This window comes from Pseudomonas sp. 05N431, assembly GCF_056397005.1.
The window spans coordinates 149797-163659 of sequence record NZ_JBFTMN010000008.1; the positions used below are offsets into that span (position 1 = coordinate 149797).

Below are 13863 nucleotides of genomic sequence, written 5' to 3' on the forward strand. Positions count from 1 at the left end.
GATGTCATGACCGCCGCCTGCCTGATGACCACGTATCAACCCCTGGCCTTGAGTTTTACCAAAGGGCTGGGCACACGCCTGTGGGATCAGGCCGGTCGTGAATACCTGGATGCTGTGGCGGGCGTGGCCGTGACCAATGTCGGCCACTCGCACCCGAAGGTGGTCAGCGCCATCAGTGAACAGGCCGGCCTGTTGCTGCATACCTCCAACCTGTACAGCATCGACTGGCAGCAACGGCTGGCGCACAAGCTGACGCAGTTGTCGGGGCTCGATCGGGTGTTCTTCAACAACTCCGGCGCCGAGGCCAATGAAACCGCGCTGAAACTGGCCCGGTTGTACGGTTGGCACAAAGGTGTCGAGCAGCCGTTGGTGGTGGTCATGGAAAACGCCTTTCATGGCCGCACGCTTGGCACCTTGTCGGCCAGCGATGGTCCTGCGGTGCGTTTGGGGTTTCAGGGGTTACCGGGGGATTTCATCAAAGTGCCGTTCGGTGATCTCGCCGCGCTGGATAAGGCCCATCGGACCTACGGCCAGCGCATCGTGGCGGTTCTGATGGAGCCGATTCAGGGCGAGAGCGGCGTGCAACTCGCACCTCCCGGCTACCTGAAAGCCCTGCGCCAACTGTGTAATCGGCGCAACTGGCTGCTGATGCTCGACGAGATCCAGACCGGTATCGGCCGCACCGGACAATGGTTCGCTTTCCAGCACGAAGGCATCGTGCCGGACGTCATGACCCTGGCCAAAGGCCTGGGCAACGGTGTCCCCATCGGCGCCTGCCTGGCTCGCGGCAAAGCCGCCGAACTCTTCACGCCGGGCAGCCACGGCAGCACCTTTGGCGGAAACCCGCTGGCGTGCCGGGTGGGCTGCACCGTGCTGGAAATCATCGAAGAACAAGGCTTGCTGGAAAACGCCAAGCGTCAGGGCGAACGCCTGCTCGCCCGCTTGCACGCCGAACTCGATGGCAACCCGCAAGTGCTGGCGATCCGTGGCCAAGGCTTGATGATCGGCATCGAACTGGCCCAGCCCATTCGCGACCTGACCCTGATCGCTGCTCGGGATCACGGGCTGCTGATCAACGTGACACGGGGCAAGACCATCCGCTTGCTGCCACCGCTGACTATTGATGAGCGGGAGGTGGAGATGATCGTGCGGGGGGTAGGGCGGGTGGTGAGGGGCGCGGATAGCTGATCGATCTCGCCCCTCCCGTAGCAGCTGCCGAGCCTGCGAGGCTGCGTTCGGCCGCACAGCGGTCGTTGAATCGGCTAGCACGTTTTACCAGGTAAAACGTCGATCCAGGATTTGCGAGGACTTCGTCCTCGAACGCAGCCTCGCAGGCTCGGCAGCTGCTACAAGGGTTAGGACCAAAAGATGTGTCGATACTTATGCCGCTCGGCTGCTCGGTTCGGTGTTCAGTAGTGGTATCTGCACATCACGATCTGTAGTTCGCCCCCTTCTACCGTGTAGACCAGACGGTGCTCGGCAGTGATCCTGCGGGACCAAAAACCACTAAGGTTATGTTTGAGTGGCTCAGGCTTTCCGGGGCCTGCGAACGGATCCCGCAAGGTTGCCTTGATTAGCAGGTTGATCCGCTTGAGCCCGGCCTTATCGTTCTGCTGAAACCAGAGGTAGTCGTCCCAGCCTTCGGAGGTGAACAGAATGTTCATTCTTCAATGAGCTGCCTTGGCTTGGTTTTCCCCGCGCGCAGACTGTTGATCGACTTGATCAGACGCTCGGCATTGGCCGGAGTACGGAGCAAGTAGGCGGTTTCTTCGAGAGCGTTGTATTCGGCAAGGGAGATCATCACCACCGGCTCACCTTTCTGCCGGGTTACCAGCAGGGGCGCGCGGTCTTCATTGACTCGATCCATGGTCTCGGAAAGATGTGCCCGGGCATTGGTGTAGTTGATCGTTTGCATGGTGTTGTCCTCGCTTGATGCGAAAACCGTACAGAAATGAGTACATGTTGGCAAGGTGATACCTACGAGTGGTCTTTACGAACGGAGGAGGTCCAAAAAGCAGCCTCGATTAGGCGCTCGGCATGCTCCGTTGTCTTCAAGACGTTTCCTTGAAAAATGTAGGTTCGATCCGAGTAAAAACAGCCCGATTTACCCCCGCAACTTACGCTTGTTCCTCAAGTGCAGAATCAACGCCACAACCGCAACGACCACCACAACACCCAAGGCAATCGGCAGCCGGTAAGGCTTGAGGTTGCCGAACAATCGCTGAAGCGCTTCGCCGGCCCAATAACCACCGGTGATAAACAGCGTGGCCCAGACCATTGCACCGAGCATATTCAACAGTGAAAAACGCAGCGGCGACAGGCCGCTGGCACCGATCACCATGGGGCCCACCAAGCGCATGCCGTACAGAAATCGCACCGAAAAAACTGCCGTCGACGGGTAACGCTCAATCAGTCCGGTGACTCGCTTGATTTGCGCTTGCTGGCGTTTGAGACGAGGCAAGAGTCGCGTGCCGAAATAACGACCGGTCCAGAACAGCAGTTGATCCCCCAGCATCCCGCCGGCGCTGGCCCAGGCGATTACCGGCCAAAGCTTCAGCAAATGCTGATGCGCCGCCATGCCGCCCAATATCAGGATGGTTTCGCCTTCCATGACACAACCAATAAAAACTGCCCAATAGCCGTAGGTCGCCAGGAGGTGGTTGAGGTCTATGTGCTCGAACATGGGCGGTCGGCGGCCTTTGGTGTGTTGTGGAGGCAGGGCAATGGTGGACCGTTATCGGCTGGGTTCGTTGCCTGTGCACTCATGAATGAAGCGATTATGTGGCTGCGACATTCGAAAGCGGACGCTCCCCCAGATACTCAACCAACCGTAGCAGATAACCGTCCGGGTCCTGCACCAACAGCTCATGCTGGCCGACTTCCACTGCACCGGATCGATACCACTTCTCGGCAAACGGGCGAAACAACGGCCACTCGGCAGCGGCCAAGCGTTGGAGAATCGGCTCGACGCTATCGACCGTCATCTGAAAGTTGATGCCGCGCCCAAAGGGCGCCTCTAGTGGACCGGTTATCCATTGCTCTTCGAGCGGGTCGTACTGCTCCAGCATGACCTGCACCCCGTCGAAATCGAGGTAGGCAAAGCCCTCTTCGGGGCGGTCGTAGGCGACCCTGAACCCAACCAATGTAGTCCAGAAATCCAGACTGTTCCTGATGTCGCCGACCATCAGTTCGGGGACCATTCTGTTCCTTGAAAACATACTTCTCCTTTAGTGAGCATCCAGCCCGATCAATGTGCACTCAGGATAGCGCCTCAATCTTGATCGTTCCCACTCTGCGTGGGAATGCCTCCCGGGACGCTCCGCGTCCCTGCGGTGGTGACGCAGAGCGTCACGGGCTGCATTCCCACGCGGGAGCGTGGGAACGATCAATGAGAACGATCAATCGAAGCGTCCCCACCTTGCACTAGCGTTTGCGCCTCACCCTGTTCAATCACCCAGCGCAGCAGCTCGGTCACCGGCACGCGGTGGCTGCGTTCGACCCATTGCAGACCGTCGGGGCTGTAGTGTTCGGTGTAGCGAGTGAGGATCATCTCGCGCTGGTCGCTCGACAATCGCAGGCTGACTTCGCGGCAGTGCAGGTTGGCGTTTGCGTGTTTCACCACGCGTTGTTGCAGGATCAGGGACTGGTTTTCAGAGATCATCGGTCAGGGCTTCCTGGCAGCAGTGGAACGCGTGAGCAAAGGCATGAGCAAACAGTCTTCGGGAAAAGATGGCAGATGCTGACATTCCGGCCTTGCGCAAAGATGTCTGCTTTTTTACCGCGCTGTCGCTTTGTTACCCGATTGAAATATATGACGGAGCGCGCCGAATGGTTTTAGATGGGGGTTCTTTCAGACCTTAAGTGATGCCGCTGGTGAGCAGTCTTTTGATCGTGGACGACGACCTTGAGGTCCTCGCGCTGCTGAAGAAGTTTTTCGTGCAACAAGGTTATGCGGTGGAAGTGGCCACCGATGGCGCCTCGATGTGGGCGGCGATTGAGCGCCAGGCACCGGACCTGATCATTCTCGACCTGATGCTGCCGGGCGAGAACGGGCTGACGCTGTGCCAACGCCTGCGCCAGCAATTCCCGACGCCGGTGATCATGCTGACCGCCATGGGTGAGTTGAGTGATCGGGTGGTCGGCCTGGAGATGGGCGCCGATGATTACCTGAGCAAACCGTTCGACGCCCGGGAGCTGCTGGCCCGCGTGCGCGCGGTGCTGCGCCGGGCCGGTGAAAGCCGTCCGTTGATCGGGGAAGCCCCGCGCCCGCTGATCAAGTTCGCTGACTGGCAACTGGACCTCACTCGTCGGGAACTGCGCTCACCGGATCAGGTGATGATTCCACTGTCGGCCGGTGAGTTCGATTTGCTGCTGGTGTTTGTTGAGCATCCACAGCGCATTCTCACTCGGGAACAGCTGCTGGACCTGGCGCGAGGCCGCACGCATGAGGCGTTCGATCGCAGTATCGACGTTCAGGTCAGCCGCTTGCGGCGCAAACTGGAGTACGACACCAAGCGTCCGGAGATGATTCGTACCGTGCGCAACGGCGGGTATCTGTTCACCCCCAGCGTGACCCGCCAGTGAAAAAACTCATGGCCGCTTTGCGTCTGCGCCCGCGGGATACCGTGGCCCGCTGGATTGCCCTGACCACCCTCATCGCAATGCTCACATCGCTGGCGTTCAACGCGTTGTTTATCCAGTTGGCCGGCGTCTGGGCTTATCCACCGCTGGCCGAAACCGGCCTGCTGGAAAAAACCGCGTCCATTACCCGGATGATCGAAGCCTCGCAAGTGTCACAGCGCGAACGCCTGGCCGAGGCCGCCAGCGAAAGCACCTTCAGTGTGAGCTGGCATGCCACCCGTCAAGGCCTCGACTTGCCGGACACTCCCGAAGCGGCTTACCGCACCGCCTCACCGGAGGCCCAGCGACTGTTCAATACGCCGACCCGCCGGGTCGAAGCCTATCAACCCGGCGACTGGCCACAGAAGAACGGGCATTACGCTTTGCTGGTGCAACTGGCGGATGAGTCCTGGCTGATGTTCAGCGTGTCGTCACGCAGCTGGGGGCTGGCGGAAGGGCCGCGAACCCTGATCGTGATTCTGCTGGTGCTGCTGTCGACCGGCATCGTCGCGCTGATTGCCACCCGCCGACTGGCCAAACCCTTGCAGCACTTCGCCCTAGGCGCCCGACGCTTCGGCGTCGACTTTCGTGCACCGCCCATCGACCCGGTCGGCCCGCATGAAATCCGCCAGGCGATCCTCGCGTTCAATGCGATGCAGGCCCAGTTGCAGCACTTCATCAAGGACCGCACGCAGATGCTCGCTGCCATCTCCCACGACCTGCGCACCCCGCTGACCCGAATGCGCCTGCGCGGCGAATTCATCGAAGACCCGGAGCAGCAGCAACGGCTGTTTCGCGACGTCGACGAAATGCAGGCCATGATCAACTCCGCCCTGGAGTTCTTCCGCGACGACGCTCGCCTGGAACAGGCAACCCAGTTCGACCTGGCCGAACTGCTGCAAACCCTGATCGACGACTACCGCGACCAGTCCATCGACATCGCCTTCAGCGGCCCACCCCGACTGGTCTACTTCGGCCGCCCGCTAGGGCTGAAACGGGTGATCACCAACTTGCTGGACAACGCGATCAAGTACGCCAGTGAGCCGGCGATTGAACTGCGCCAGGAGGATGAACAGGTGATCGTTCGCGTACTTGATCGCGGGCCGGGGATTCCTGTTGATTGTTATGAGCAGGTATTTGCGCCGTTCTTTCGGTTGGAAGGGTCGCGGAATAAGAGCACGGGAGGCGTGGGACTGGGGTTGTCGGCGGCGCGGGCGATCGTTCTGGAACACGGCGGCACGCTGACCGTGTGCAACCGCACGGTTGGAGGGTTGGAGGCGCGGGTGGTGTTGCCGGTGTAGGGAAGTTAGAGATGATTCGTGGTTGATGGCCAGCTGCCATCTAACGATAATCCCGCTCCCCTGTACTCACGCAAGGAAACGCCGTGAAAAAATCCCTCCTGCTTGTCCCACTGCTCGTGCTGCTGCAAGGTTGTGGTGTGACCATGACGCGTTATGAGCCGAGTTACGAGAACGTCCAACAGCTCAAACAGACCCCACCGCTGCAATCGATCAGCAATGCTCAGGTGAAGGCGGACTCTGGTCAGGGCTCGTTGACGGTTCGGGCCAATCGGATCAGTTCGCCAAGTGGCAGCATCCCTCTGCATATTCAGGAGGCCATCAACGAAGAACTGCGTCGAGCGGGCCTGCTGGATCCGCAAGCACAGCGGCGCCTCGATGTATTGCTGGTCAAGAATGAGCTGACGGCAGGAATGGGCACCGGAACTGGCGAGCTTGCAGCCCGCTTTACGTTGTTCAAGGGCAATGAAGTGGTTTATGACGCGACCAAAGACGTGAAGCACCAGTGGGACAGCAGTTTTTTCGGACCCATTGCGATTCCGAATGCCGCCAATGCCTACAACCCGATGGTTCGTGATTTGTTGAAGAGCCTGTACAGCGACCCGCAGTTCATCCAGGCCCTGAAGTGAGGGTAAAAAAAGAGCCGCAATTGCGGCTCTTGTTTTTTATCAGGCCCGTGGCACGTGGGAATCGAGTGCCGAATATTTCAGGCTCTTGCTCTCTACCAATTGTTTGAGCAACGCGTTGACCTGGCGACTGAAGGTATCGCTCACCGCCGCTTTCGGGGTGTTACCCATCAAAGGCACAAACCAGATGCCCATCCAGGTATTGATCGCGTCATGGTTACTGGTATTGCTGACGGTCAGGCCTTGTTGGTCAAGCGCCTCGAGACTCATGGTGTATTGATCCGTCGCCATCGTAGGGATCACGGTAAAGGTGAACCCACTGATAAAAGCCATGACCATCTGACCACCCCCCGGCGGGTGGTTGTACACCTTGAGGCGCAGGTTGTAGTCGCCAGGCTGCTGCTGGAATTTGTCCAGCGTGACGCGGCCAAAGAGTCCGGAATCGTTCAGCACTTTTTGCAGTTCAGGCTTGAGCATGTCGCGCGCCTGTGGAACTTCAACGGCTGAAGCGCTTTTTGGCTCGCCCTGATAGAAGTCGAAGTCCACATAGACATTCGGCTTGTTCGAATAAGCGGACATGGACGGCATAGTCACCGGAGCCACTTCGTCCTTGGTAAAACTGGCGCAACCGCTCAGCCCAAGCACCAGGGCCAACCCCAGAATTTTTCCAAATTGCATGACGACTTCCTTAATTGATGGCAAAGCGCCTCCATTCGGAGTGCGGGGTGGATTCTAGAGAGTGTCAGGTGATTTCAAAAGGCCATACCTGAGAAAATTTTGCGGGGAACAAGGAAAAAATGCAGATTTTTTCCATAGCCTGAACGGCGCTTCACGTATGGGGGGAAGTCAGCGTTGATCAAGGTTGTTGAGCCGAGAAGCCGTCAGGTTGGAGGGCTGCAAGTGGGGTGGTGTTCAGTTGTCAAAAAAACAAATAAAAATGGGCGACCTTGTTCAGGTCGCCCATTTCAGTCACGCCATTACTTTGTGAACTCGAATATTAAATAACAGCCCAGTCTTGATTAGCGATGTTGAGCGTTCCGCTTAATGCCACTGGCTCTTTACTTCCTGCCATTGAGTATCTGACAGCCACTTGTCGGCCATAGGGAAGAAGATGTTCTCCTCGCTTTCCATATGGTCATAGTATTTCTTGATAAAGTCATCGATGGTATCAGCGATCACTTTTAGTTCCTGAGTTGAATCTTCCAACGCCTTGAGTTGTGCAGCAATACGCCCAAATGCCAGATGATCGCGCTCGATATCCTTGACCCGTTGGTGGATCGGTGCCTCGGTCTCCAGCAAGGCCCGCCGGATAATCTCCTCATTTTCATGGTGATGCCGCTCTGCGTCACCATGCAAGGCTTCCAGTTCCTGAAACAACAACTTGCGATCATCGGCACCCGCGGGCTCATGCTTCATTTTCCCCAGTAATGCTTTGATCTGGGTAATTTTTTTAGCCACCTCATGATGGTAAGTGTGCAGCTCATTCAATAGGGTGTTCATATATAGTCCTCTACGCTACACCAAGGCATCATGGAAAATTATTATTAATCACCAACTTCCAAGGGTGGCCATATATATAAACTTCCATCACGTCTAATGCCTCCATCCACAGCATTCATCACTCTGTACTAAACCTTTTTAGTATAGTCGGACGCCAAACCCTCATCCCGGGAAATGTGCAGCCCTTGGATGAATTGGAAATATCAGGTCAGTGTTGATATGCGTTATTTGATCTGCAGCAGGAAATGCTGCAAATAACAGGGGGCGGTGGTTTTGGAGGGGGGAAGAACGGGGGGCATTATCAAGCAGAGCATGAGTTTGCCCCTTGGCCTGTCTTCACAGGCCAAGGGGCAATTTCAATGGATCAGGTGAACCTAAGCCTCCCAGCCCGCTCCACTGACTGCCGATTGCACCAGCGGGTGCAAGTCTGCGCCATGATGCTCGGTTTGCCAGGCCAGCAACTCCTTGCGCATGCCGGGCGTCCAGTACATTTTCATATGATTACGCACGTCGAGCGCGGCTTGTTGCTGGTCCGGTTCGGTGGCGAAGTACTGGGCGATCTGGTTGGCCATTTTGATCAGGTTAGCGGTGCTCATCGGCGTACCTCGGCTTTTGCTCCGGTGGTGCGTGCCTGGCGGCGTTCGTCGAGCAAGCGTTGTTGATCGTCACTGAATTCCTGGTAGCGTTTTTGCCACTCGGAAGGGTGGTAGACGCGGCTGACTTCCACGGCGGTGACCTTGTACTCCGGACAGTTGGTGGCCCAGTCGGAGTTGTCGGTGGTGATGACGTTGGCCCCGGATTCCGGGAAGTGGAAAGTGGTGTACACCACGCCCGGGGCTACCCGTTCGGTGATCCGCGCACGCAGGACGGTTTGTCCGGCGCGGCTGCCGATGCCAACCCAGTCACCTTCGTTGATACCACGGCTCTCGGCGTCGGTCGGGTGGATTTCCAGGCGGTCTTCGTCGTGCCAGGCGACGTTTTCGGTACGCCGGGTCTGGGCGCCGACGTTGTACTGGCTGAGGATCCGCCCGGTGGTCAGCAGCAGCGGATAGCGGCTGTTGACCTTTTCCTCGGTGGGCACGTAGCCGGTGAGCATGAAGCGTCCTTTGCCGCGCACGAACTCCTCGATGTGCATGGTCGGCGTGCCGTCCGGTGCCGCGGCGTTGCATGGCCATTGCAGGCTGCCGTGGCGATCCAGCGAGGCGTAGCTGACGTTGGTGAAGGTCGGCGTCAGGCTGGCGATTTCATCCATGATTTGCGACGGATGCTGGTAGTTCATCGGGTAACCAAGCGCGTTGGCCAGGGCCACCGTACCTTCCCAGTCGGCCTTGCCGCCCAGCGGTTCCATGACTTTGCGCACTCGGGAGATGCGCCGCTCGGCGTTGGTGAAGGTGCCGTCTTTCTCCAGGAACGAGGCGCCCGGCAGGAACACGTGGGCGAACTTGGCGGTTTCGTTGAGGAAAATGTCCTGCACCACGATGCATTCCATGGCCGACAGGGCCGCGGTGACGTGCTGGGTATTCGGGTCGCTCTGGGCGATGTCTTCGCCCTGGCAATACAGGCCCTTGAAGCTGCCGGCCAGGGCCGACTCGAACATGTTGGGAATGCGCAGGCCCGGATCGGGTTGCAGCGTAACGTTCCAGGCCTGTTCGAATTGCGCTCGAATCACCTCATTGGAGATGTGCCGGTAGCCGGGCAGCTCGTGCGGGAAGGAGCCCATGTCGCAGGAGCCCTGAACGTTGTTCTGCCCACGCAGCGGGTTCACGCCCACGCCTTCGCGACCGATGTTGCCAGTGACCATGGCCAGGTTGGCGATGCCCATGACCGCGGTGCTGCCCTGGCTGTGTTCGGTAACGCCGAGGCCGTAGTAGATCGCTGCATTGCCACCGGTGGCATACAGCCGGGCGGCGGCGCGGATATCGGCAGCGGCAACGCCGCAGATGTCGCCAAGGACTTCCGGCGAGTTTTCCGGGCGGCTGACGAACGCCTTCCATTGGGCGAAATCGTTGCCTTCGCAACGGGCGTCGATAAAGTCCTGGTTGAGCAGGCCTTCGGTGACGATGACGTGGGCCAGGGCGTTGAGCATGGCGACGTTGGTGCCCGGACGCAGCGCCAGGTGCAGTTCGGCGCGGGCATGCACCGTGTCCACCAGGTCAATGCGGCGTGGGTCGATAACGATCAACCGCGCGCCTTCACGCAGGCGGCGCTTGAGCTGGGAGGCGAACACCGGGTGGGCGTCGCTCGGGTTGGCGCCCATCACCAGGATCACGTCGGCCTGCATCACCGAGTCGAAGCTCTGAGTGCCGGCGGACTCGCCCAGGGTTTGTTTCAGGCCATAGCCGGTCGGCGAGTGGCAGACCCGCGCACAGGTATCGACGTTGTTGTTGCCGAACGCGGCGCGCACCAGTTTTTGCACCAGGTAGGTTTCTTCGTTGGTGCAGCGGCTGGAGGTGATGCCACCAATGGAGTCGCGGCCGTATTTTTGCTGCAGGCGGCGGAATTCGCTGGCGGCGTAGGTCACCGCTTCGTCCCAGCTGACTTCCTGCCAAGGGTCGTTGATGTGCTTGCGGATCATCGGCTTGGTGATGCGATCCGGGTGGGTCGCGTAGCCCCAGGCAAAGCGCCCTTTGACGCAGGAGTGGCCGTGGTTGGCCTGGCCATTCTTGTCGGGAACCATGCGCACGACCTGGTCGCCTTTCATCTCGGCGCGGAACGAGCAGCCCACGCCGCAGTAGGCGCAGGTGGTGATCACGCTGTGTTCGGGCTGACCCAGCTCGACCACGCTTTTTTCCATCAGCGTCGCGGTCGGGCAGGCTTGTACACACGCGCCGCAGGACACGCATTCCGAGTCGAGGAAGTTCTCGCCACCGGCGGCTGCGACCCGGGATTCGAAACCGCGCCCGGTAATGGTCAGGGCAAAGGTGCCCTGGGTTTCTTCGCAGGCGCGCACGCAGCGGTTGCAGACGATGCACTTGCTCGGGTCATAGTCGAAGTAGGGGTTGGAGGTGTCCTTCTGGTCGTCCAGATGGTTCTCGCCTTCATAGCCGTAACGCACTTCCCGCAGGCCGACCTGGCCGGCGACGGTTTGCAGCTCGCAGTTGCCGTTGGCCGAGCAGGTCAGGCAGTCCAGCGGGTGATCGGAGATGTACAGCTCCATGACGTTGCGGCGCAGGGTCGCGAGCTTCGGCGTCTGGGTGTGCACGCTCATGCCTTCGCTGACCGGCGTGGTGCAGGACGCCGGGTAGCCGCGCATGCCGTCGATCTCGACCAGGCACATGCGGCACGAGCCGAAGGCTTCCAGGCTGTCGGTGGCACACAGTTTGGGAATGGTGGTGCCCAGCATTGCGGCGGCGCGCATCACCGACGTGCCTTCGGGCACGCTGATGCTTTGGCCGTCGATGTTCAGGGTGACCTGCACGTCGCTGTGGCGAGCCGGGGTACCCAGATCGATATCGGTGTTCGGGTCGAAGAGAGTGATCATTGGTCGGCCTCCGAGGCTTGCAGACCGAAGTCAGCGGGGAAGTACTTGAGGGCGCTGACCACTGGATAGGAAGTCATGCCGCCCAGCGCGCACAGCGAACCGTACTGCAGGGTGTCGCACAGGTCCTTGAGGATGATCACCTGTTCATTACGACTGCTCTGGTCAGGCGCGGCCAGCAAGCGGTCGATCACCTCCACGCCGCGGGTCGAGCCGATGCGGCAGGGAGTGCATTTGCCACAGGATTCCTCGGCGCAGAACTGCATGGCGAAGCGCGCCATGTGGGCCATGTCGAGGCTGTCGTCAGCCACCACCACACCACCGTGACCGAGCATGGCGCCGATGGCGGCGAACGCTTCGTAATCCAGCGGCGTGTCGAATTGCTCCGGTGGCACCCAGGCGCCGAGAGGGCCGCCCACTTGTGCGGCTTTCAGCGGTCGGCCACTGGCGGTACCGCCGCCGTACTCTTCCACCAATTCCCGCAGGGTCAGGCCAAATGCCCGCTCTACCAAACCGCCGTGACGAACATTGCCCGCCAGCTGGAAAGGCATGGTGCCCAGCGAACGGCCCATGCCGTAATCGCGATAGAACTGCGCGCCCTTGGCCAGAATCATCGGCACCGAGGCCAGCGTCAGCACGTTGTGCACCAGGGTCGGCAGGCCGAACAGGCCCTGCAAGGCCGGGATCGGTGGCTTGGCGCGGACGATCCCGCGCTTGCCTTCGAGCGAGTCCAGCAGCGCGGTTTCTTCACCGCAGATGTAAGCACCGGCACCGACCCGCACTTCCATGTCGAAGGCCAGGCCGCTGCCGCCGACATTGGCGCCGAGGTAACCGGCGGACCGGGCGATATCTAATGCCGCGCGCAGTGTGGCCACGGCCCGTGGATATTCCGAGCGCACATAAATGTAGCCGTAGTTGGCGCCGACGGTGATGCCGGCAATGGCCATGCCTTCGATCAGCAGGAAGGGGTCGCCTTCCATCAACATGCGGTCGGCGAAGGTGCCGGAGTCGCCTTCGTCGGCGTTGCACACAATGTACTTCTGCGCCGCCTGAGTACCGCGCACCGTGCGCCATTTGATCCCGGCGGGGAAGGCCGCGCCGCCACGGCCACGCAGGCCCGAATCGAACACCTCAGTTGCGGTCTGTTCGCCACCGATGGTGATGGCTCTTTTCAAACCCTCGAAACCGCCATGATCCCGGTAATCGTCGAGGTACAGCGGCTGGGTGATGCCGGCGCGGGCAAACAGCAGGCGTTGTTGTGTCTTCAGATAGGGCAACTCTTCCACCAGGCCCAAGGCCAGCGGATGAGCAGACGGCTCGCCTTGCAAGGCATCGAGCACTGAGGGCACATCGGCCGCGGTCAACGGGCCGAAGCCGATACGGCCTTGCGGGCTGTCGACTTCCAGCAGCGGTTCCAGCCAGTACAGGCCGCGCGAGCTGGTGCGTTGCAACTCCAGAGGCACAAAGCGTCCCCGGGCATGGGTGATAAGGGCTACCGCAACCTCTTCGGCACCCACGGCACGGGCCAGCGAATCACAGGACAGATAGAAAGCCGGCATCATGCGTCCTCCTGGCAAGCATCAAGCAGGGCATCCAGGCGCTCGGCATTGAGCCGCGCATGCACCTGACCATCCAGCTCCAGAGCGGGCGAACAGGCGCAGGCGCCGAGGCAATACACCGGACGCAGACTGATGCTGCCGTCGGCACTGCTGCCGTGGTCGTCCAGTTGCAGGCGCTCACGCAATTGCGCAGCGAGCTGCTCGGCGCCGCGGCTCTGGCAGGACTCGGCCCGGCACAGACGCAGGATATGCCGCGCCGGGGGCGCGGTACGGAAGTCATGGTAGAAACTGATCACCCCGCGAACCTCGGCCTGACTCAGATTGAGCGCATGGGCAATCTCGGGGACGGCGGCATCGGGGATGTAACCGATGCCCTCCTGAATATCATGGAGGATCGGCAACAGCGCGCCGGGCGAACCCTTGTGGCGCTCCAGCAGGTTGTTGACCATAGACAGGTGCAACATCTCATCAGGCATACAGCATTCCTCACGGTCACGGACAAACCAGGTGGTTGTCGGTTGTCCGAAAAGTGTCGGCTGCGGCGTTCACGCCACGTCACGGTATCGTGGCATTTTCAGGCCGTTGGCCAGGCACCCTGAGCGGGCATCTTGTTGGGCCCGGTACGGTCTTTGCCGCACCTCTTCAGGGCATATACGGCAGCTTGCCACGCTGCCTTTGAATCATCTGCACGAAAGCGACGTGTTCGGTTCTTTCTACGACGAATCGTTGAGTGTAGAAGAGTGTGGCTGAAGGCGCCGTCTCTGGAGCGGGTTTATGCTTTT

The 13863-nt window shown here is 59.9% G+C and carries 15 protein-coding genes; 4 read left to right on the top strand and 11 right to left on the bottom strand.

Annotation, left to right across the window (positions count from 1 at the left end; genetic code table 11):
* The first annotated feature begins 6 nt into the window (after positions 1-6).
* On the top strand, positions 7-1188 hold the full coding sequence (locus tag AC1DIG_RS16010; RefSeq protein WP_477768075.1) for an acetylornithine/succinylornithine family transaminase: 1182 nt from the start codon (positions 7-9) through the stop codon (positions 1186-1188).
* Between the two features lie 221 nt (positions 1189-1409).
* Here AC1DIG_RS16010 and AC1DIG_RS16015 read toward each other — a convergent pair whose 3' ends face one another.
* From AC1DIG_RS16015 to AC1DIG_RS16035, 5 genes are all read right to left on the bottom strand, one after another.
* Positions 1410-1664: a Txe/YoeB family addiction module toxin gene (locus tag AC1DIG_RS16015; RefSeq protein ID WP_477768076.1), complete on the bottom strand. Its 255-nt coding sequence runs from the start codon at positions 1662-1664 to the stop codon at positions 1410-1412.
* On the bottom strand, positions 1661-1915 hold the full coding sequence (locus AC1DIG_RS16020) for a type II toxin-antitoxin system prevent-host-death family antitoxin (protein ID WP_262116002.1): 255 nt from the start codon (positions 1913-1915) through the stop codon (positions 1661-1663). Before AC1DIG_RS16020 ends, AC1DIG_RS16015 begins: the two co-directional genes overlap by 4 nt.
* 189 nt (positions 1916-2104) lie before the next feature.
* Positions 2105-2683, bottom strand: coding sequence for a DedA family protein (locus AC1DIG_RS16025; RefSeq protein ID WP_477768077.1), 579 nt, complete (start codon positions 2681-2683; stop codon positions 2105-2107).
* 94 nt (positions 2684-2777) lie between these two features.
* Positions 2778-3218 (bottom strand): bleomycin resistance protein, encoded by a 441-nt coding sequence (locus AC1DIG_RS16030; RefSeq protein ID WP_477768078.1) that lies wholly within the window; start codon positions 3216-3218, stop codon positions 2778-2780.
* Between the two features lie 167 nt (positions 3219-3385).
* Positions 3386-3661, bottom strand: a complete 276-nt coding sequence (locus tag AC1DIG_RS16035; protein ID WP_477768079.1) for a hypothetical protein — start codon at positions 3659-3661, stop codon at positions 3386-3388.
* A gap of 212 nt (positions 3662-3873) precedes the next feature.
* Between AC1DIG_RS16035 and AC1DIG_RS16040 the strand changes: the two genes are divergently transcribed.
* From AC1DIG_RS16040 to AC1DIG_RS16050, 3 genes are all read left to right on the top strand, one after another.
* On the top strand, positions 3874-4584 hold the full coding sequence (locus AC1DIG_RS16040) for a response regulator (protein ID WP_477768080.1): 711 nt from the start codon (positions 3874-3876) through the stop codon (positions 4582-4584).
* 8 nt (positions 4585-4592) lie between these two features.
* Positions 4593-5921, top strand: a complete 1329-nt coding sequence (locus AC1DIG_RS16045; protein WP_477768081.1) for a sensor histidine kinase — start codon at positions 4593-4595, stop codon at positions 5919-5921.
* A gap of 83 nt (positions 5922-6004) precedes the next feature.
* A complete protein-coding gene (locus tag AC1DIG_RS16050) occupies positions 6005-6547 on the top strand; it encodes a hypothetical protein (protein ID WP_477768082.1) in 543 nt (180 codons plus the stop codon).
* 39 nt (positions 6548-6586) lie between these two features.
* Here the strand turns inward: AC1DIG_RS16050 and AC1DIG_RS16055 are convergent, their stop codons facing one another.
* From AC1DIG_RS16055 to AC1DIG_RS16080, 6 genes are all read right to left on the bottom strand, one after another.
* Positions 6587-7222 (bottom strand): hypothetical protein, encoded by a 636-nt coding sequence (locus AC1DIG_RS16055; RefSeq protein ID WP_477768083.1) that lies wholly within the window; start codon positions 7220-7222, stop codon positions 6587-6589.
* A 363-nt stretch (positions 7223-7585) separates the two neighbouring features.
* Positions 7586-8044 carry a hemerythrin domain-containing protein gene (locus AC1DIG_RS16060; RefSeq protein WP_477768084.1) on the bottom strand — a complete coding sequence of 153 codons (459 nt, stop codon included), beginning with the start codon at positions 8042-8044 and terminating at the stop codon, positions 7586-7588.
* Positions 8045-8418: 374 nt separating this feature from the next.
* Complete coding sequence (locus AC1DIG_RS16065; protein WP_427532696.1) at positions 8419-8640, bottom strand: formate dehydrogenase subunit delta; 222 nt, start codon at positions 8638-8640, stop codon at positions 8419-8421.
* Complete coding sequence (gene fdhF / locus AC1DIG_RS16070; RefSeq protein ID WP_477768085.1) at positions 8637-11525, bottom strand: formate dehydrogenase subunit alpha; 2889 nt, start codon at positions 11523-11525, stop codon at positions 8637-8639. The genes AC1DIG_RS16065 and fdhF overlap by 4 nt, the downstream gene beginning before the upstream one ends.
* Entirely contained in the window at positions 11522-13084 is a 1563-nt protein-coding gene (locus AC1DIG_RS16075) for a formate dehydrogenase beta subunit (RefSeq protein WP_477768086.1), read from the bottom strand. The genes fdhF and AC1DIG_RS16075 overlap by 4 nt, the downstream gene beginning before the upstream one ends.
* Positions 13081-13557: a formate dehydrogenase subunit gamma gene (locus tag AC1DIG_RS16080; RefSeq protein ID WP_427532702.1), complete on the bottom strand. Its 477-nt coding sequence runs from the start codon at positions 13555-13557 to the stop codon at positions 13081-13083. The genes AC1DIG_RS16075 and AC1DIG_RS16080 overlap by 4 nt, the downstream gene beginning before the upstream one ends.
* Positions 13558-13863: the final 306 nt, after the last annotated feature.